20 protein-coding genes, 1 tRNA gene and 1 pseudogene are annotated in these 18,844 nt (G+C 57.7%); 11 read left to right on the top strand and 11 right to left on the bottom strand.

Annotated elements, in window-relative coordinates; translation table 11 throughout:
- Positions 1 to 71: 71 nt before the first annotated feature.
- Positions 72 to 689 carry a bifunctional phosphoserine phosphatase/homoserine phosphotransferase ThrH gene (thrH, locus tag P3G59_RS09590; RefSeq protein WP_122842767.1) on the bottom strand — a complete coding sequence of 206 codons (618 nt, stop codon included), beginning with the start codon at positions 687 to 689 and terminating at the stop codon, positions 72 to 74.
- Positions 690 to 853: 164 nt separating this feature from the next.
- Here thrH and P3G59_RS09585 point away from each other — a divergent pair, with 164 nt between their 5' ends.
- From P3G59_RS09585 to P3G59_RS09575, 3 genes are all read left to right on the top strand, one after another.
- Positions 854 to 1,588 carry a phosphoadenylyl-sulfate reductase gene (locus P3G59_RS09585; RefSeq protein ID WP_277761339.1) on the top strand — a complete coding sequence of 245 codons (735 nt, stop codon included), beginning with the start codon at positions 854 to 856 and terminating at the stop codon, positions 1,586 to 1,588.
- A 578-nt stretch (positions 1,589 to 2,166) separates the two neighbouring features.
- Positions 2,167 to 3,705 (top strand): NCS1 family nucleobase:cation symporter-1, encoded by a 1,539-nt coding sequence (locus P3G59_RS09580; RefSeq protein WP_277761338.1) that lies wholly within the window; start codon positions 2,167 to 2,169, stop codon positions 3,703 to 3,705.
- 55 nt (positions 3,706 to 3,760) lie between these two features.
- The gene (locus tag P3G59_RS09575) at positions 3,761 to 4,489 is read left to right on the top strand and encodes an aspartate/glutamate racemase family protein (protein WP_007916448.1); all 729 of its coding nucleotides are present in this window, start codon (positions 3,761 to 3,763) and stop codon (positions 4,487 to 4,489) included.
- Positions 4,490 to 4,620: 131 nt separating this feature from the next.
- Here P3G59_RS09575 and P3G59_RS09570 read toward each other — a convergent pair whose 3' ends face one another.
- Positions 4,621 to 5,547 carry a LysR family transcriptional regulator gene (locus P3G59_RS09570; protein WP_277761337.1) on the bottom strand — a complete coding sequence of 309 codons (927 nt, stop codon included), beginning with the start codon at positions 5,545 to 5,547 and terminating at the stop codon, positions 4,621 to 4,623.
- A 127-nt stretch (positions 5,548 to 5,674) separates the two neighbouring features.
- On the opposite strand from P3G59_RS09570, the gene P3G59_RS09565 reads away from it, so the two are divergent.
- Complete coding sequence (locus P3G59_RS09565; RefSeq protein WP_277761336.1) at positions 5,675 to 6,421, top strand: 3-oxoacyl-ACP reductase family protein; 747 nt, start codon at positions 5,675 to 5,677, stop codon at positions 6,419 to 6,421.
- Between the two features lie 74 nt (positions 6,422 to 6,495).
- On the opposite strand, the gene P3G59_RS09560 is transcribed toward P3G59_RS09565, so the two are convergent.
- Positions 6,496 to 7,191, bottom strand: a complete 696-nt coding sequence (locus P3G59_RS09560) for an HAD-IA family hydrolase (protein WP_277761335.1) — start codon at positions 7,189 to 7,191, stop codon at positions 6,496 to 6,498.
- A gap of 247 nt (positions 7,192 to 7,438) precedes the next feature.
- Here P3G59_RS09560 and P3G59_RS29460 point away from each other — a divergent pair.
- From P3G59_RS29460 to P3G59_RS09540, 4 genes and pseudogenes are all read left to right on the top strand, one after another.
- Positions 7,439 to 9,898, top strand: a pseudogene (locus tag P3G59_RS29460) (DUF6531 domain-containing protein); the annotation flags it as partial.
- A gap of 191 nt (positions 9,899 to 10,089) precedes the next feature.
- On the top strand, positions 10,090 to 10,191 hold the full coding sequence (locus P3G59_RS09550; RefSeq protein WP_277762127.1) for a hypothetical protein: 102 nt from the start codon (positions 10,090 to 10,092) through the stop codon (positions 10,189 to 10,191).
- A gap of 1 nt (position 10,192) precedes the next feature.
- Positions 10,193 to 12,226, top strand: a complete 2,034-nt coding sequence (locus P3G59_RS09545) for an RHS repeat-associated core domain-containing protein (protein ID WP_347276973.1) — start codon at positions 10,193 to 10,195, stop codon at positions 12,224 to 12,226.
- Positions 12,219 to 12,593 carry a hypothetical protein gene (locus P3G59_RS09540; protein WP_277761334.1) on the top strand — a complete coding sequence of 125 codons (375 nt, stop codon included), beginning with the start codon at positions 12,219 to 12,221 and terminating at the stop codon, positions 12,591 to 12,593. The genes P3G59_RS09545 and P3G59_RS09540 overlap by 8 nt, the downstream gene beginning before the upstream one ends.
- Positions 12,594 to 12,685: 92 nt before the next feature.
- On the opposite strand, the gene P3G59_RS09535 is transcribed toward P3G59_RS09540, so the two are convergent.
- The 5 genes from P3G59_RS09535 to P3G59_RS09515 all read right to left on the bottom strand — a co-directional run bounded on the left by P3G59_RS09535 (position 12,686) and on the right by P3G59_RS09515 (position 15,728).
- Positions 12,686 to 12,853 (bottom strand): hypothetical protein, encoded by a 168-nt coding sequence (locus P3G59_RS09535; RefSeq protein WP_277761333.1) that lies wholly within the window; start codon positions 12,851 to 12,853, stop codon positions 12,686 to 12,688.
- Positions 12,854 to 12,975: 122 nt separating this feature from the next.
- A complete protein-coding gene (locus P3G59_RS09530; RefSeq protein WP_007914081.1) occupies positions 12,976 to 13,395 on the bottom strand; it encodes a YMGG-like glycine zipper-containing protein in 420 nt (139 codons plus the stop codon).
- A 137-nt stretch (positions 13,396 to 13,532) separates the two neighbouring features.
- The gene (locus P3G59_RS09525; RefSeq protein ID WP_016983669.1) at positions 13,533 to 13,904 is read right to left on the bottom strand and encodes a glycine zipper domain-containing protein; all 372 of its coding nucleotides are present in this window, start codon (positions 13,902 to 13,904) and stop codon (positions 13,533 to 13,535) included.
- Positions 13,905 to 14,072: 168 nt separating this feature from the next.
- A protein-coding gene (locus P3G59_RS09520) for an IS3 family transposase (protein WP_277761332.1) occupies positions 14,073 to 15,298 on the bottom strand; the annotation gives its coding sequence in 2 pieces (ribosomal slippage) (positions 14,073 to 14,947 and positions 14,947 to 15,298; 1,227 coding nt in all).
- Between the two features lie 241 nt (positions 15,299 to 15,539).
- A complete protein-coding gene (locus tag P3G59_RS09515; protein ID WP_277761331.1) occupies positions 15,540 to 15,728 on the bottom strand; it encodes a hypothetical protein in 189 nt (62 codons plus the stop codon).
- A gap of 239 nt (positions 15,729 to 15,967) precedes the next feature.
- Here P3G59_RS09515 and P3G59_RS09510 point away from each other — a divergent pair, with 239 nt between their 5' ends.
- Entirely contained in the window at positions 15,968 to 16,252 is a 285-nt protein-coding gene (locus P3G59_RS09510; RefSeq protein WP_008080979.1) for a hypothetical protein, read from the top strand.
- Positions 16,253 to 16,310: 58 nt separating this feature from the next.
- Here P3G59_RS09510 and P3G59_RS09505 read toward each other — a convergent pair whose 3' ends face one another.
- The 3 genes from P3G59_RS09505 to P3G59_RS09495 form a co-directional block, all read right to left on the bottom strand.
- Positions 16,311 to 16,631, bottom strand: a complete 321-nt coding sequence (locus P3G59_RS09505) for a YbjQ family protein (protein WP_016985528.1) — start codon at positions 16,629 to 16,631, stop codon at positions 16,311 to 16,313.
- Positions 16,632 to 16,773: 142 nt separating this feature from the next.
- Positions 16,774 to 16,863, bottom strand: a tRNA-Ser gene (locus tag P3G59_RS09500).
- Between the two features lie 105 nt (positions 16,864 to 16,968).
- Positions 16,969 to 17,094: a hypothetical protein gene (locus P3G59_RS09495; RefSeq protein ID WP_277761330.1), complete on the bottom strand. Its 126-nt coding sequence runs from the start codon at positions 17,092 to 17,094 to the stop codon at positions 16,969 to 16,971.
- A gap of 64 nt (positions 17,095 to 17,158) precedes the next feature.
- Between P3G59_RS09495 and P3G59_RS09490 the strand changes: the two genes are divergently transcribed.
- Complete coding sequence (locus P3G59_RS09490) at positions 17,159 to 17,848, top strand: crotonase/enoyl-CoA hydratase family protein (protein ID WP_277761329.1); 690 nt, start codon at positions 17,159 to 17,161, stop codon at positions 17,846 to 17,848.
- A gap of 216 nt (positions 17,849 to 18,064) precedes the next feature.
- Positions 18,065 to 18,787: a 1-acylglycerol-3-phosphate O-acyltransferase gene (locus P3G59_RS09485; RefSeq protein ID WP_277761328.1), complete on the top strand. Its 723-nt coding sequence runs from the start codon at positions 18,065 to 18,067 to the stop codon at positions 18,785 to 18,787.
- Positions 18,788 to 18,844 lie beyond the last annotated feature (57 nt).

Below are 18,844 nucleotides of genomic sequence, written 5' to 3'. Positions count from 1 at the left end.
TCCTGACAAACCAGGTCAAAAGATCGTCCGATCGCGGCCCGAGCCTTCGGCAGCTCCTACAAGGATTGGAATTAGAGGCTGAGGTCGCGATTGGAAGCTTTGAGGAATTCCTGCTTCAACTCGGCAAAGCTGTGCACTGCCGGAAATTGCGGAAACTCGCGAATCACATTCTCCGGCGCATGGAACAGAATCCCCGCGTCCGCCTCGCCCAGCATTGTCGTATCGTTATACGAATCCCCTGCCGCAATCACCCGGTAATACAGGCTCTTGAACGCCAGCACCGACTGGCGCTTGGGATCTTTCTGGCGCAACTGATAGCTGGTCACCCGCCCGGTTTCGTCAGTAATCAGGCGATGACAAAGCAATGTCGGGAAGCCCAACTGGCGCATCAGCGGCTGTGAGAACTCGTAAAACGTATCCGACAGAATCACCACCTGAAAGCGCTCGCGCAGCCAGTTGACGAACTCCACCGCGCCGTCCAGCGGCTTCAGTGTGGCGATCACTTCCTGAATGTCCGACAGCTTCAAGCCGTGCTCATCGAGGATGCGCAGACGCTGTTTCATCAGCACGTCGTAATCGGGAATGTCCCGGGTGGTGGCCTTGAGGGATTCGATTCCGGTTTTTTCGGCGAAGGCGATCCAGATTTCCGGCACCAACACCCCTTCAAGATCCAGGCAAGCAATTTCCACAAGACACTCCCGTTTGTATTGATTATTTGAGTCGAGCGAGGCCGAACTCTAGCGGCTCACCCGCGCCTGCGCAACGCACAGCAAGCCCCGCCAGACGCAGCTTTTTGTTAAGATCGCCGCCATATAGAGCGCCCAGCGCCACCGACCTGTAGGAAGCCGCCCTGATGAGTGCAACGTTCGACGTCGTGGAACTCGCCACGACCTATGCCAATAAATCCGCTCAGGACATTCTCAAACTCGCGTTTGCCGAGTTCGGCGATGACTTGTGGATATCTTTCAGCGGCGCCGAGGATGTGGTGCTGGTGGACATGGCCTGGAAGCTCAACAAGAACGTCAAGGTGTTCAGCCTCGACACCGGCCGCCTGCACCCGGAGACCTACCGATTCATCGATCAGGTGCGCGAGCACTACAAGATCGACATCGAACTGGTGTCGCCGGACTACACGAAGCTGGAACCGTTCGTGAAGGAAAAAGGCCTGTTCAGTTTCTACAAGGACGGCCACGGTGAATGCTGCGGTATCCGCAAGATCGAGCCGCTGCGGCGTAAGCTGTCCGGCGTCAAAGCCTGGGCCACCGGCCAGCGTCGCGACCAGAGCCCGGGCACTCGTAGTGCCGTGGCGGTGATGGAAATCGATACCGCGTTCTCCACAGCCGAGCGAACCCTGTACAAGTTCAACCCGTTGGCGCAGATGACCAGCGAAGAGATCTGGGGTTACATCCGTATGCTCGAGCTGCCGTACAACAGCCTGCATGAGCGCGGTTTCATCAGCATCGGCTGCGAACCGTGCACCCGCCCTGTCCTGCCGAACCAGCACGAGCGCGAAGGCCGCTGGTGGTGGGAGGAGGCGACGCAGAAAGAGTGCGGGTTGCATGCCGGGAACATCATCAGCAAGGCGTAAACCCATGCCACGCTGATCTCCCCTTGTAGGAGTGAGCCTGCTCGCGATAGCGGTGTTTCAGTCGATGAATTTTTTGGCTGATACACCGCTATCGCGAGCAGGCTCACTCCTACAGGGGTTTCTAGCGACTCAAAAAATGTGTACACACAAATGTCACCATCGGTGCCATTTATGTGTGCACTTTTTTGTTTCCACGCCCTGAAAAGTTACATTTCTCCTGAAAATCCTGTCTCGGCGTCTGCCGACAAAATTCCCCGCCTGAAATAAATACCTGTTCAAACGGTCAATTTTTAACCACTTAGTTTCAGACACTTAGCGCACTTCGATAACTATTCGAAATGAATACGGCCGCCTATAGATCTGCAACTGGCACAAATCTGGCTTTAGTGCATACATGTTTTGTATACAAAACTGCAAAACATAAAACCACTTTCGATCCGCAAGCCTGAAGCGCCCTATCCCGTACAGGCTGCAGATGCCCCGTAACCAGTGATGTTTTCACTGCTGCGACGAAGATTTGTCGAGCCTGACGGCTTACGCACAGTCATCGCAGCCTTGAACATCAGGAGCCTGCCGGAATGCGTACAAGTCTCTCCAACAACATCGCGCTGAATCTGCCCGCCTCTGCCCCCGCTCAACCGTTACCTCATGACGGTCTGAGCGAGCCGTTGCAACTCAGTCCGCGCCTGCACAACAGCGATCTCGCGCCGACCAAGGCCGAAGGTCGGCGCTGGGGCAAATACAGCATCTTCGCCCTGTGGACGAATGACGTGCACAACATCGCCAACTACTCATTCGCCATCGGCCTCTACGCCTTGGGTCTGGGCGGCTGGCAGATTCTGCTGTCGCTGGGGATCGGCGCAGCGCTGGTGTATTTCTTCATGAACCTGTCCGGTTACATGGGGCAGAAAACCGGCGTGCCGTTTCCGGTGATCAGCCGGATCAGTTTCGGCATTCACGGCGCGCAAATTCCTGCACTGATCCGGGCAGTTATCGCCATTGCCTGGTTCGGGATTCAGACGTATCTGGCGTCAGTGGTGTTCCGCGTACTGCTGACTGCCGTGCATCCGGGCTTCGCCGAATATGACCACAACTCGATTCTTGGCCTGTCGACGCTGGGTTGGGTGTGCTTCGTGGCGATCTGGTTCGTGCAACTGGCGATTCTGGCCTATGGCATGGAGATGGTTCGCCGTTACGAAGCGTTTGCCGGGCCGGTGATTCTGCTGACCGTGGCCGCCCTCGCCGCGTGGATGTACTTGCAGGCCGACGCGACCATCGCCTGGTCGATCCGCGAACCGCTGAGCGGTGGCGAGATGTGGCGCAACATCTTTGCCGGCGGCGCGCTGTGGCTGGCGATCTACGGCACGCTGATTCTGAATTTCTGCGACTTCGCCCGCTCTTCACCGTGCCGCAAGACCATCAAGGTAGGAAACTTCTGGGGTTTGCCGGTGAATATTCTGGTGTTCGCTGCGATTACTGTTCTGCTGTGTGGTGCGCAATTTCAGATCAATGGCCGGATCATCGAGAGCCCGACCGAGATCATCGCCTCAATTCCCAACACCTTCTTCCTCGTGCTCGGTTGCCTGGCATTCCTGATCGTCACTGTCGCGGTGAACATCATGGCCAACTTCGTCGCCCCGGCCTTCGTGCTCAGCAACCTGGCGCCGAAGTACCTGACCTTCCGCCGCGCCGGGCTGATCAGCGCCACCATCGCCGTGTTGATCCTGCCGTGGAATCTCTACAACAGCCCGTTGGTGATCGTGTACTTCCTGTCTGGCCTCGGCGCCCTGCTCGGCCCGTTGTACGGCGTGATCATGGTCGACTACTGGCTGATCCGCAAAGGCCGGATCAATGTCCCGCAGCTTTATAGCGAAGATCCCAACGGCGCTTATTACTACAGCCGAGGCGTCAATTTCCGCGCGGTGGCGGCTTTTATTCCTGCGGCGTTGATTGCCATCGTCCTGGCGCTGGTCCCGGGCTTCCACAGCGTCTCGCCATTCTCCTGGCTGATCGGCGCCGGGATCGCCGGAATGCTTTATCTGATCATCGCAAAACGCCAACCGCACTACGCCGACATCAGCGGCGAATCGATCGCTGTCGACAACGTCTGCCATTAACTCCCTCGCGGCCCGGACTTCGGGCCGCAGAACTGCCCGCTATAAGGATTTCCCCATGCGCATTCTCGTGGTCAACGTCAACACCACCGAATCCATCACCGAGGCCATCGCCCGTTCGGCGCAGGCTGTTGCCTCACCCGGTACCGAAATCGTCGGTTTGACGCCGTACTTCGGTGCCGACTCGATTGAAGGCAACTTTGAAAGCTATCTGGCGGCCATCGCGGTGATGGACCGGGTGATGTCCTACGATCAACCGTTCGATGCGGTGATCCAGGCCGGTTATGGCGAACACGGCCGTGAAGGTTTGCAGGAATTGCTCAATGTGCCCGTGGTGGATATCACCGATGCGGCAGCGAGTACGGCGATGTTTCTCGGCCATGCCTATTCGGTGGTGACTACTCTGGATCGCACCGTGCCGCTGATCGAGGATCGGCTGAAACTCTCAGGCCTGTGGGATCGTTGTGCCTCGGTACGGGCCAGTGGACTGGCCGTTCTGGAGCTGGAGCACGAACCGCAGCGTGCGCTGGAAGCGATCGTGCATCAGGCTGAACTGGCGGTGACCCAGGACAAAGCCGAGGTGATTTGCCTGGGTTGCGGCGGCATGGCCGGGCTGGATGAGCAGATTCGTCGACGCACTGGCGTGCCAGTGGTGGACGGGGTGACGGCGGCGGTGACCATTGCGGAATCGCTGGTGCGGTTGCGCTTGTCGACGTCGAAGGTGCGGACTTATGCGACGCCACGGCCGAAGAACATCATTGGCTGGCCGGGGCGGTTTGCCCGGTAGACCGCGTTATCGTTCTTCGCGAGCGAGCTTGCTCCCACAGGTACTGAGTTGCCCACAGATTTTGTGCACAACACCAAAACCTGTGGGAGCGAGTTTGCTCGCGAAAGCAGCGACTCGGTCTGGAGCCATGCTCAAATCGCACTAAACCGCCGCGCCAACCCCCGCTCGGCAAACTGCTCAATCACAAAATCGACAAACGCCCGCGTCTTGCCCGGCAACAATTTATGCTCGGCGTAGTAAATCGAAATGTTGCCGTCATCGACGAACCAGTCCGGCAGCACCCGCTGCAACGTCCCCGCCTGCAGATACCCCACCGCAAACGGCATGCTCACCAGCGCGATGCCCAAACCTTGTGCTGCCGTTCTGCAAGCGGCCTCGGAATCACTCATGGTCATCCGTGCCTTCAGCATCAACGGCCGACAGTTTTGCGGATTGCGCCCGACCAGTTGCCAGGAACGCACGCGCCCGGTTTGCGGCGAGCGGATCAGAATACCGTCGTGATGATTAAGGTCGTCCGGCTCGATGATCGGCGAATTGGCCTGTAGATAGTCGGTGGAAGCGACCAATACCCGGTGCGCCGGACTCAGCTTGCGCGCGATCACGCCTGGCGGTAATTCGAAGCCGCCACCAATGGCCGCATCGAAGCCCTGCCCGATCAGGTCGACTTGTCGATTATCGAAATGCCAGTCCGGATTGATCGCGGGATAGCGCCGCAGGAACTCACCCAGCATCGGCACGATATGCAGGCAACCAAACGCGGCGCCCATGCTGACTTTCAGCGTCCCCGCCGGAAGCCCTTCGACACTGGACAAGTTGGCCACGGCATTTTGAATGGTGGTCAGGCTCCCGCTGACTTGATCCAGAAACAGTTGTCCGGCCTCAGTCAGTGTCAGGCTGCGTGTACTACGCTGGAACAGCCGCACGCCGAGCCGCACCTCGAGTTTGGCGACGCTCTTGCCGACGGCCGCCGGGGTCAGACTTAAACGTCGTGCGGCCTCGGCAAAGCTGCCGACTTCGGCACTGCGCACGAAGCATTCAATGCTGCTGAAAGTTTCCATGGTCGCCACTATAAACTTTTGGTTTACACAGACTATAGCAATCATGGTCTACACAGTTGTCGATAGCGCGCCGATACTCGCCACCAACACCAAGGCATTCCCGCCTTGAACACTTTGGAGATCGAACATGACCACTCAACACCTCAGCGGTAAAGTCGCTCTGATTCAAGGCGGTTCCCGTGGTATCGGCGCTGCCATCGTCAAACGCCTGGCCGCTGAAGGCGCCGCTGTAGCCTTCACCTACGTCAGCTCCACCGCCAAAGCCGAAGAATTGCAGAACAGCATTACCGGCAACGGCGGCAAAGCTTTGGCAATCAAGGCCGACAGCGCCGATGCCGGCGCCATCCGCCACGCCGTCAGCGCTACCGTCGAAGCTTTTGGCCGAGTCGACATTCTGGTCAACAACGCTGGTGTACTGGCCGTTGCACCACTGGAAGACTTCAAACTCGAAGACTTCGACCAGACCGTGGCGATCAACATTCGCAGCGTATTCATCGCTTCCCAGGAAGCCGCTAAACACATGGGCGAAGGCGCACGCATCATCAACATCGGCAGCACCAACGCCGACCGCATGCCCTTCGCCGGTGGCGGTGTGTATGCGATGAGCAAATCGGCGCTGGTCGGTTTGACCAAAGGCCTGGCCCGCGACCTCGGCCCACGCGGCATCACCGTCAATAACGTGCAACCAGGTCCGGTTGATACCGACATGAACCCGGCGCACGGTGATTTCGCCGAAAGCCTGATTCCGCTGATGGCCGTCGGTCGTTACGGTAAAGCCGAAGAAATCGCCAGTTTCGTTGCCTATCTGGCAGGTCCGGAAGCCGGTTACATCACCGGTGCCAGCCTGACCATCGACGGTGGTTTCGGCGCCTGATTTATCTGAGTCGACTGAACGAAAAACGCCGCCCCTCTTTTTACACAGGGGCGGCGTTTTTTTGTCTCAGATGCTTACGCCCATTCCAGCGCCGGCAACCCACAGGCACTCGGCGTGAACGCTTTCAGGGAACGAAGAATCCCGTCAGCGTGTGCGTACTTTTCATCGGCCATGGCGGCATCGGGGATGGCGATAGCTGTCATGCCCGCCGCTTTTGCTGCGGTCACGCCAAACGGCGAATCCTCGAACACCAGGCAGTCCTCAGGTGCCACACCCAGACGGCGGGCAGCGGTCAGGAAGATATCCGGCGCCGGTTTCGCCGCGCCGACTTCCGGATCGTCTGCCGTGACGATGAAGTCGAACAGCGCGAACCAGTCGCGGTGCAGTGTGGTTTTTTGCCCGAACGATTGCCGCGACGAACTGGTGCCCACGGCGATGGGAATATTGTGCGCCTTGAGGTGACGGATCAGTTCCTCGGCCCCCGGCATCGCTTGCGCGGTGGGGAAGCGCTCACGCATCAGCGGTTCACGGATGACCAGAAACTCTTCAGCGGTGATCGGCAGATCCAGTGCCTGCACCACGTAGTTCGCCAGATCGTTGGCCCCGCGACCAATGATGTTCTGCTTGATGCTCCAGTCGAAGGTTCGCCCGTAGCGCCCGGCAATCAGCGAGGTGACTTCGGTGTAAATGCCCTCGGTGTCCAGCAGCAAACCGTCCATATCGAAAATCACGGCCTTGATCGGGCCGAACGCCTTTAGCGGTGCATTCATCATCGGATCCGTTAACAAAGACATCCCAGGCGGCAGGTGACGCCGCTGCTCGGATCTGATTAAAGGGTTCAGCAGCATAACGAGCACGACGGACATTGAGCAACGGGCAATGTTTGTTGGGTGATGAACTACTCGCAGACATTTAGCGAAACATCCTACAGATAACGCCTACTCGCCCGACTTCTTTCCTGTTTGATCCCCCGCAAAGTCCGCGCACCTCTTTTTTCCTGTGCGCGAGTGCCTGCCAATGTTTCAACCCGATCGGCTTCTGGCTCTGAACAACAGCATCGGCCTGCTGGTCGTTGCCGCCCTGAATCCCGATGAGCCGGACTTCGAACACCTGATCCGCGAGTTCCGCCTGTGCCTGAACAACTACGAGGTCTGGGCCGAGCAGTTCTGGACAGGAACCGCGCTGGATGTCGAGCAGGTCTTCACCGTCGGCAACGACGTGCGCCTCAGCGCGCCGATCAAGTCGCGCCAACCGCTCAGTTCATCGGTGGTCATGTGCCCGGCCAGCGGGTCGCTGACGCTGGTGCACATGTTCGACGCCGCGCGGTTCGTGCCGATCGGCGACACGCCGGTGACGCTCGAACCGGTGATAACCGATGTCGGCGGTGTGCTGGCCTTTGGCGAAGCGCTGCACCACATCATCGGCCCCAGCGGCATTCTGGAGGTGACTGACTGCGAGCGGGGCCAGCGTTATCGCATCACCTTCTTTCCCGATGTGTCCACCGACCATGTGCGTGCTCTGTATGCCTCTTATGAGGGCGTCATTGCAGGCCTGGAAGGCTGGCTGCGCGCTGAGTGGGCAGGGTTTCAACCACAGTGGACGGAGTTTTCCAGCGCCGGGTTTCTTGAGCGTTACGGTCAGTTGCAACAGGCCGACTGGCGCGGGTTCGAGAAAGCCCTGAACGGCGTCTGGGATGACATCAAGCAGCTCTTTGCCCTCCTCGCCGACTTGCAGGCCAACAGTGAAAAATTGCTGGAGTACCTCAGCGACGCTGAACTGGAAGCGCTACTACAGGCGTCCAGCGACGCCATCGCCAACGGTCTGCTGATCCTCAGTGACGAACCGTTGCTGTTCATTCATCTGGCCGCGTTCAGCAGTTGGCTGAAGATGCTGCCGCCGCAATACCTGGCCGAAGTGGTGGCCGAGGTGCGGGTCGAACTGCTGATCAGCTTTCTGCTGACGGGATTGTCTGGCGGCGTCGGCGTGCCACTGCGCTTGAGCAGCAAGGTGCTGGCGAAGATCAAGTCGCCGCGCGCTCGGCAATGGTTGGCGGCTTCAGCGTTGCGACTCGCGGAACTGACGTCAGCGCCGGAACTGAACAAACACGCGCGCGCGTTGAAGCCGCTGATGTTTCACGCGCGTGACGTTGAGTTGAAACCGACACCGTCGATACCGCTGAACATTCGCCAGGCCGATTCGCGGGTGTTGACGGTGCCGAATCCGGCGCCTGTGGTGCGGGACAAGCCTGGCGGTTCGAGCCGGTTGGAACGGCACGAGCCTCACGACGACTCGCCTGATCAGGCGAAAAACCCCAACGGCGACAGCGCCGATTGCGTGCCGCTGACTTGCACCAACGGCTGTCCGGTGTCGATGGTCACCGGCGAAGAACTGCTGACCCTGACCGATGCGGTGCTCGATGGCGTGTTGCCGTTTGAGTTCAGCCGGTTGTATCGCAGCAGTGCCGCCGAGATCGATGTCGGGTTGGGGTTTGGCTGGAGTCATTCGCTGGCGCATCGGCTGGAATTTTTCGCTGATGAGGTTGTTTGGGTCGACCATGAAAACCGCCGCACCCGTTTTCCGTTGCCGAGTAGCGAGCGACCGGCGATTCACAACAGTTTGTCGCGGGCGGCGATCTTTCTGGGTGATGAACCGGAAGAACTGATCCTCGCGCTGGCTGGGGATACGGCACGGTTTTATCACTTTCGCGCAGGACGGCTGACGGCGATCAGTGATGCCTATGGCAACCGTCTGACGGTGCAGCGCGATCGGTCTGACCGGGTGCAGCGACTGGACAACGGCGCCGGGCGTTCGCTGCTGTTGCGGTATGACCGGGCGCAGTTGGTTGGTGTCGATTACCAGGTTTTTCAGCACGCGGAGTGGGTGACTGAACAAGCGCTGGTCAGTTACCGCTACGACGCTTATCAGCACCTGATCGAAGCGACTAACGCCGTCGGTGACAGCGAGCGCTACGACTACGACGACGCCCACGTGATTCTGCAGCGGCAACTGGCTGGCGGCGCGAGTTTCTTTTGGGAGTGGGAGCGTACCGGCAAGGCTGCGCGTCGCGTGCGCCACTGGGCGTCGTTTTCGCAGATGGACACGCGCTACGTCTGGAACGATGACGGCAGTGTCGTGGTGCATTACGTCGATGGCACCGAAGAAACTTACGTTCACGACGAGCGTGCGCGGCTGGTGCGCAAGGTCGAGGCGGATGGCGGCGAACAGCTCAAGGCCTATGACTCCTCGGGGCGTTTGATCGCCGAGCAGGATGCCTTGGGCGCGGTCACCGAGTACCGCTATGACGAGGTCGGACGGCTGATCGCGCTGATTCCACCGGAGGACGCGCCCACGTCCTACGAGTATCGCAACGGTTTCCTGCATCGGCGTTCGCGTGGCGACGCGGTGTGGATCTACCGGCGCAATGCCGAAGGCGATGTCACCGAAGCGGTCGACCCCGAGGGTCAGGTCACCCATTACTACTACGACACCCGTGGCCAGTTGCTGTCGATCCGCTATCCGGACAGCAGTCGCCATCGGCTGGTCTGGAATGCCCTCGGCCAACTCATTGAAGAGACCTTGCCCGACGGAGGCGTACGGCGTTTTTCCTACGATGCGCTGGGGCGGCGGACCACCACCGCCGATGAACACGGTGCGGTCACCCGTCAGCATTGGGACGCCGTCGGCCGACTGATTCAGACGACATTTCCTACCGGCAGCACCCGCGCCTACAGCTACGGCGCCTACGGTCAGGTCACTGCCGAGCGCGATGAGCTGGGGCGCATTACTCGTTATGAATATGACGATGACCTGCACCTGGTCTCGCGGCGGATCAACCCTGACGGCACGCAAGTGCAGTACCGCTACGACCATGCGCAACTGCTGCTCACCGAGATTGAAAACGAATCGGGGGAAAAGTATCGGCTGGACTACACGCCGACCGGGCTGATTCGTCAGGAAAGCGGTTTTGATGGCCGCCGTACCGCGTATGCCTATGACCTCAACGGCCATCTGCTGGAAAAGACCGAGTTCGGTGATGACGGCTCTTGTTTGGTCACCGCTTATAAGCGCGATGCTGCCGGGCGCCTGCAGGTCAAGACCCTGCCCGACGGCACCAAGGTTTCTTATCAATACGACCGCCTGGGCCGTTTGATCGGCCTCGACGACGGCCAGCAACACCCGTTGGCCTTCGAATACGACCGTCAGGACCGCTTGATCACCGAACATCAGGGCTGGGGCACTCTGCGCTACCGCTACGACGCCTGCGGCCAGCTCAAGCGCATGCGCCTGCCGGACAACAGTCTGCTCGACTACCACCACGCCAAGGGCGGCGCGCTGACCGGCATCGACCTCAACGGCGCACCGCTGACCCGCCACGTCTACCAGTGCGGACGCGAACTGCAACGCCAGCAGGGTTTGCTGCTCAGCGAATATTCGTACGACGAACAGGGACGATTACTCGCCCATGCCGTAGGCCATCAGCGCGCTGCGCTGTACCGCCGCGATTATGCCTACAACGCCAACGGCAATCTCGCGCACATCGCCGACAGCCGCCACGGCCAGCGCACCTACGGCTACGACGCCCTCGACCGCCTCATCCGCGTACGCCACTCGCGCGACGAACTGCCGGAATCCTTCGCCCACGACCCGGCCGGCAACCTGCTGATGCAGGACCGCCCCGGCCCCAGCCAGATCAAAGGCAATCGCCTGCTGATGCAGGGCGACCGCCACTATGACTACGACGCCTTCGGCAACCTGATCCGCGAACGCCGTGGCCGCGCGCAAACCCTCATCACCGAATACCGCTACGACTGCCAGCACCGCCTGATCGGCCTGACCCGCCCCGACGGCCAGACCGCGTCTTACAAGTACGACGCCTTCGGCCGGCGCATCAGCAAAACCGTCGACGGCGAAACCACCGAATTCTTCTGGCAAGGCGACCAGCTCGTCGCCGAAAGCAGCGAACGCGAATACCGCAGCTACGTTTACGAACCCGGCACCTTTCGCCCCCTCGCGCTGCTCGACGGCAAAGGTCCGCAAAAAGCCTGCCCCTTCTACTACCAACTCGACCACCTCGGCACCCCGCAGGAACTCACCGACTACAGCGGCGCCATCGCCTGGTCCGCGCAATACGACGCCTACGGCAAAGTCGCCGCGCTGACCCTGGCCGGCGAGGACTACCTGAACCAGCCGCTGCGCTTTCAGGGGCAGTATTTCGATGGGGAAAGCGGGCTGCATTACAACCGCCATCGGTATTACGACCCGCGGCTGGGGCGGTATCTGACGCCGGATCCGATCAAGTTGGCCGGTGGGCTGAATCAGTACCAGTACGTGCCGAATCCGACGGGGTGGGTGGATCCGTTGGGGTTGACGTCGAACTGTCCGCCGCCGAATAAGCCGGGTTGTGAGGTGCCGGGTGCCGCTAAAGACTCGGTTGTTGATAAAGGAGAGCCCAAGGTCCCGGCGCCAAAAACACTGCCAAAGGATTTTGGTAGTGACGAGAAGCTTGCTGGGCATTTTGAAAAACACGGTGCCGAGTTCAGGGCTGAGCATAAAGAGGAGTATTTACAGATAGCTCGCGACGTTGTCAGTCAGGGGACTCGTGTGGAATATTCTTACAAGGGAGAACGTCGTTCAGGCTTTTTTCTTTTTATGGGAAATAATCGAAAAGGAGATGCAAAATTCGCTTTTGTAGGGACTAACAAGGATAACGAAATTACAACGTTGCACTCCAAGAGCGGTAAAGAATTTTGGCGAACCATAAATGGTCAGGGACAAGATAAAACAGTGAGACCGGCGTATGACTAAGAAATATCTCGTACAAATTATTGAAATTGACCCAATCATCGAAGAGCTGATCGTGCTCAACATTCAAGGCGTCAACATCAAATGTTTCGCAGGTTACTGCCCGCCTGTCATTGAAGTTGGCAAAAACTACGAGGTTGAGTTCGAAATGGTCTTACCTGAAGAATTAGATATCGTAAAAATAGAGAATGAAGAAGCCCGTATCGAAATGCTCGACAAGGGTTTTTCGTGTGACATTTACGGTTACATGGAAGACGACATTTTCCGTTCAATTATTGAATTTTCAGATCAGGATATTCACTTCGATTATCCGCATCTCAATGGGCAGTTCGTGAAGATCACTGCGCAGAGAATTGATGTCTTATTCTGAGCCAGCACTGGTCTAGCGCCGTTCAAAGGGCCTAAAAATTTAGGCCCAGAAAATACTAAATGCGTGTGATAAAAACTGGTGCTGCCCATCGTTCACTGCTCATCCTCATCCTCTTCATACTCCATATCCGCCTCATCCGAATCATTCAACGGCACTGTCGCATCATCCATCAACGACCCCGGATCTTCATTCCCCGGATCATTGATATACGGCAGTCCACTCGGGCCCTTCTCTTCCTTGCCTTCAGTTTCGGGAGTCATGGCAAACCTCGTGATCTCGTGGAGTGTATGACGTTCGAAAAGCCCTACAGCCAATCGTTCCAGAGTCTGACGAGCAAATACAAAAAACCCGGCAAAACGCCGGGTTTCCGTTTAACCCTCCATCAATGATGGCGGTTTTTATGCTTGTTCTTGTGCTTGTGACCACCACCCGAATGAGAGCCACCATCGTCACCCAGGTTATTGCCGACCGCACCACCCGCCGCACCACCCAAGCCTGCGCCTATGGTCGAACCGGTAGAGCCGCCGAGGCTGTTGCCGACGACCGAGCCGCCCGCCGCGCCGAGACCACCGCCAATGGCGGCTTCGGTTCGATTGCGTTTATTCGCCCCGACGGCACTGCCGGCCGCGCCGCCAACACCCGCACCTACCGCCGCGCCAGTACTGCCACCGAGTTGTCCACCGACCACATTGCCGAGCGCGCCGCCCAAGCCGCCACCCACAGCGGCGGTACCATCCCCGGCGGCCATCGCCCCTTGTGCTACCAGCAAACCGAAAAACAGTGCAGATAATGACAAGCGCATATGAACCTCACAGTTCCCAAAGCGGGACAGTCTGCCCTGACAAGGGCCTATGTGAGATTGGAGACGCGAACGGGAAAAACGTTCAGCCATGAAAAAGCCCGACATCAAGCCGGGCTTTTTCTGACAAACGATCAGTCTCAGTGACGCTTGTGACCTTTGGACAAATTGCTGCCCACTGCGCCACCAGCCGCACCGCCCAAGCCTGCACCAATGGTGGCGCCGGTTCTGCCGCCCAGGCTGTTGCCGATCACCGAACCACCGGCTGCACCGACACCGCCGCCAATGGCCGCTTTAGTCCGGCTACCCTTGCGCGCAGCCATTGCGCTGCCCGCCGCGCCTGCTACGCCAGCGCCAATGGCTGCGCCCGTGCTGCCGCCCATTTTCTGGCCGACGACATTCCCCAGCGCGCCACCCAGACCACCGCCCAGCGCAGCGGTGCCATCACCGGCAGCCATTGCACCTTGAGCAACCAGAAGCCCCAGAACCAGAGCGGGCAGTGTTAAACGCATGACGAAAACCTCAACAATTGGGATGACAAAAAGGGCCGGGATTTAATGCCGGCGCCGCGCAAAAGTCCAGCCAAAATCAGAGGCCCTCGCGCACTCGGCGCCGATTGGACAGCGATTCTGGAAAAGGTTTTATGACATGTCTAGTCCTGAAATAGGTTTACACCTGTTTCACCCCAACGCCCGATGCACCGCATCGGGCGTTTTGTATTTTAAGGACAGGTGCGGGCGTTCCTGGTTGTAGATCAGGATCGCTTGTCGCACCATTTGCTCCGCTTGCGCCAAGTCTGTCGGCCGGTGGAGTAATAGTTCTGTTTTCAAGATGCCGTTGACCCGCTCTGCCAAGGCGTTTTGGTAGCAGTCGTAGCCATCCGTCATCGAACACGTGATGCCATGCTTGGCGTGGAGCTTTTGATACAGCGCCGAGCAGTACTGGACTCCTCGATCCGAGTGATGGACCAGTTTCTGACGTGTTCGACGTGCCTTTAACGCCATGCGTAAGGCTTGGGCCACCGAGTCGGCATGCAGGCTGCCATGCACGTGATAACCGACAATTTTTCTTGAGAAGGCATCTGTGACCAGGCTCAGGTAGACCGGATCGTCACGCTGGGTGGACAGGTAAGTAATATCGGCCACCCAGACCTGTTCCGGACCGGTTGCAACGACTTGCTGCGGACCTGGCTTTAGCAGATTGGGATGGCAGCGAAAGTGATGATGGCTGTCGGTCGTCTTGTGATAGGCCCGTTTCCTGCGAACCAACTGCCGGTGCTCGCGCAGCACTTCAAACAAGCGATCCCGGCCAACATGCAACTCAGGTTTCTCACGCTCCGCGTGCATCAATGACTGGAGCTTGCGTGCGCCAATGCAGGGTTGGCGCACTCGGATTGCCTGCACAAACTTGATGAGTTTCTGATCTTGATCGACTCGCGCCCGATAGACGCGATCACGCTTGTAAAAGGCTTGGCGACTGATCCCCATAAACTGGCAAGCCCTGCTGACACTCAGGGTTTGGGTTTGCGCAACGACTTGCCGGGCCGCTTTTTTACAATGGATACGCCGTAGTCATTCTTCAAGACATCAACCACATCTTCAAAGAATTTGGCTTTCTGATTTGCTAGTGCCAGTTGCTCCTCAAGCTCTTTGATTCTCTGCTCGGGGGTCAAAGGCAAAGTTGGCTCGTCCATCGGTCGAGTCCTCTGCGTACGAATGGAGGCGCCTTGGCTCCAATCTTGTCGACCATGCTTGCGTAACCAGACCAACACCGTCGATCGACCCTGAATCCCATAACGCCGTTGAGCCTCTTTATAACTCAACTCGCCTTTTTCTACTTGGTCGACAACCGACAATTTAAAAGTCAGCGTGTAATCGCGCTGACTACGTTTTGCGCCCGTATCCATTGCACCTTCCTGATAAAAAGCCAGAAGGTGTAAACCTTATCCAGGACGAGACAACAGGCAAAAAAAAGCCCGCTGGGGAGACGGGCTGGAGACTTGCTTTCTAACGGATGGCTTCACCCTACTTCGACGGACGTGAAAAGTTTGTGAAAACCAGAGACATCCACACAAGCTTCTGTAGGACATTTCCTTGATCGTTGAGCCATAAAAAACCCCGCTGGATAACGGGGTTTTCAGAGAACGATTATTTTCTGGATCGCGTGGTGACCCTGGGCAAAAATTTTGCCTTTGGTCCTTTAGGTGCCGTGGACTTGATCTTGCCGGTCTGCACCGGATCCTCGCCAAAGCCTGCCTGATACTCGGTCTGGCCGCACCGTACGCAGTTATTGAAGGAAAATTCAGCACCATCATCTTCGATATACGGCTCAGTCATACCCTCGCCCCTTCGCAACAGGTCAACACCGGCAAAACCCTTTTGCCTGAAAAAATATCGACCTCCAAGGCTTTTGAGACTAGCCGGTCATTAGTGGACTTGTGATTCAGATCCGCCAATGCCCGACGAATGGCCGACAAAAATTAAACACCTCGATGAACCGTTAGTCCCCTATCGCTAAAGAATCCTGGAGACAGGCCGTTGCCCTTTCTCATGCAAATGAACCTCATGGAGAGAACATGCAAATCAATGGATTCCCGAATCTACCCGTCGTAAAGCTCACGGACGAACAAATCGCAGCCGGCAAAGCCGGGGCGGAAAAACTTAAGGACAAGATCGCTTCCGGTGAAATCACCATTAAGAATCCGGGCCCGGATACGCCAGTTTTGCAGCCTGGCGTCATTTACCATCCGAGCCAGCCGGTGCAACCGAGTCAACCCTCCGACACGCCGCCGCTTGTCGCCATCGACACGCCGCTGACGTATGACGATAAAGGCCTGGTGATCCTCAAGCCGCAGGGCTAATCGCCGACCAAGAGCCCATTCGACTTTTGAATGGGCTCACAAGCCTATGGACCAAAACTCAACGCAACTTCACCGCCGTACCCGTTGCAAACACAACAACCATCCCGCCCTTCCCGCCGGGCATACTGATCTCAAAGTCCACCCCAACCACCGCATCCGCCTGCAAAGCACGCGCCCTCTCCCTGATTTCTTCGGTCGCTTGAATACGAGCCTCCTTCAAAGCCCGCTCCAGCGTCTGCGAACGCCCACCGAAAAAATCGCGCATACCGGCAAACATGTCACGGATCACATTGACGCCCTGCACTGACTCAGCACTGACGATGTCCAGATACGCCGTGATCTGCCGGCCTTCAATGGCGTGAGTGGTGGAAATGATCATGGATGTCGTCCCTTTACGGATGAATAAATTCGCGATTGTAATGGCTCAAAGCGGACTTCACGCCGCTGCCAATAAAATCCAGACGCCAGAAACCACAAAACCCCTGACTTCTTTCGAAATCAGGGGTTTTGCGTACTGAATATGGCGGTGAAGGAGAGATTCGAACTCTCGATACAGTTTCCTGTATACACACTTTCCAGGCGTGCTCCTTAAGCCACTCGGACACTTCACCGTATCTCTTCAAACATGTTCTGTCTGTCGAGGCGCGCTAATGTAGTCGAAAGCTTTTCCGATGGCAAACTTTTTTTCAGAATTTTCATGCGGTTAAGAGAAAAAGTCATTTCGCCCGCTGACGGCCCATGGCAAACCGGCCAATCTTCGGTGGGCGCGGCCCTTCTATATAGAAGAAGAACGCCTCGCCACGCTGGATGGGGCGTGAAACGGTGACTGGCGGGTCAGTCACGGCGCTTTACCTGGCCTGCGGCGGTGGGTAACGTCTGCCCATCTTTCTTACAAGGAATAGCGTCATGAGTGAGTTGATTTCCTACCACCTCGAAGACGGTATCGCGACCCTGACTTTGAGCAATGGCAAGGTCAATGCCATTTCTCCGGACGTGATTGCGGCATTCAACGCGGCGCTGGATCAGGCGGTGGCTGATCGTGCCATCGTGATTATTACCGGTCAGCCAGGAATTCTGTCCGGCGGCTATGACCTGAAAGTGATGACTGCCGGCCCTAAAGAAGCCGTGGCGCTGGTCACTGCCGGTTCGACGTTGGCGCGTCGCCTGCTCTCTCACCCGTTTCCGGTGATCGTCGCTTGCCCGGGTCATGCCGTGGCGAAGGGTGCTTTCATTCTGTTGTCTGCGGATTACCGTATCGGTGTCGACGGCCCGTTCAGCATCGGTCTGAACGAAGTGCAGATCGGTATGACCATGCACCACGCCGGTATCGAGCTGGCGCGTGATCGTCTGCGTCGTTCGGCGTTCCACCGCTCGGTGATCAATGGCGAGATGTTCGATCCGAAAAGCGCGGTGGACGCCGGTTTCCTCGACAAGGTGGTTGCCGCCGAAGAGCTGCAAGGTGCCGCCCTCGCCGCTGCCCGCCAGTTGAAGAAAATCAATATGCTCGCGCACAAGAACACCAAGTTGAAGGTGCGTAAGGCACTGCTGGAAACCCTTGATAACGCCATCATCCAGGATCAGGAGCATCTGGGTTAAGCCCTGGCCCAGGCCTTAAAGAAAAGCCCGACCGTCGTGTCGGGCTTTTTCTTGCACGTCCGGTTTAAAAAGCTGTAACAGCTCTAGGACAGGTCTGACAATCAATTCGGAAACATGCGCTTAAACATCGGCTATCTCCGGACTCTATAGTGGCAATTGCCGAAAACAGTGCACATCCGTACACTGCGCCACCTTTTGTCCCGGTGGGGCCTGAAAATGCTGTTCGTGTTTCGTATGTTATTGATGGGCCTGCACTTTATTCTGGCCGGCGTGCTCGGCGTGATTCTCGGAATCTGCCGCCCGTTCAATCCGGACAACAGCCGTCTGTGCGCCCGCCTCTACGCGCTACCAGCCATGTGTATTTTACGTTTACGGGTGAAGTCAGACGTCAGTGGTTTGATGAACAAACCCGATAGCTGCGTGATCATCGCCAACCATCAGTCCAACTATGACTTGTTCGTGTTCGGCAACGTAGTACCGCGCCGTACCGTCTGCATCGGCAAGAAAAGTCTTAAATGGGTACCGCTGTTCGGGCAATTGTTCTGGCTGGCGGGCAATGTGCTGATCGACCGTGGCAATGCGCACAAGGCGCGCCAATCGATGCTCACCACCACCAACACCCTGCAAAACGAAGACACCTCGATCTGGGTGTTCCCGGAAGGCACGCGCAACCTGGGCGAAGAATTGCTGCCCTTCAAGAAAGGTGCGTTCCAGATGGCGATTGCCGCCGGCGTGCCGATCGTTCCGGTTTGCGTCAGCAGTTACATCAAGCACATGCGCCTGAATCGCTGGCGCAGCGGGAAAATCCTCATACGCTCGCTGCCGGCGATTCCTACAGTCGGATTGACCATGGATGACATGCCCATGCTGATCAATCAGTGTCGCGAACAGATGCGCGAGTGCATTGAGTCGATGGATCGGCAACTGCAAGCCGCCTGAAAAGACAACCCGCCCTGTGCGGGTTTTCTTTTGCCCGGTGAACTGTACAGATTTCAC

The sequence above is a fragment of the Pseudomonas sp. A34-9 genome, from assembly GCF_029543085.1.
In the GTDB taxonomy this organism is placed as follows: Bacteria; Pseudomonadota; Gammaproteobacteria; order Pseudomonadales; family Pseudomonadaceae; genus Aquipseudomonas.
The sequence above is the reverse complement of the archived record's forward strand: the minus strand, read 5'-3'. Positions and strand labels throughout refer to the sequence as shown.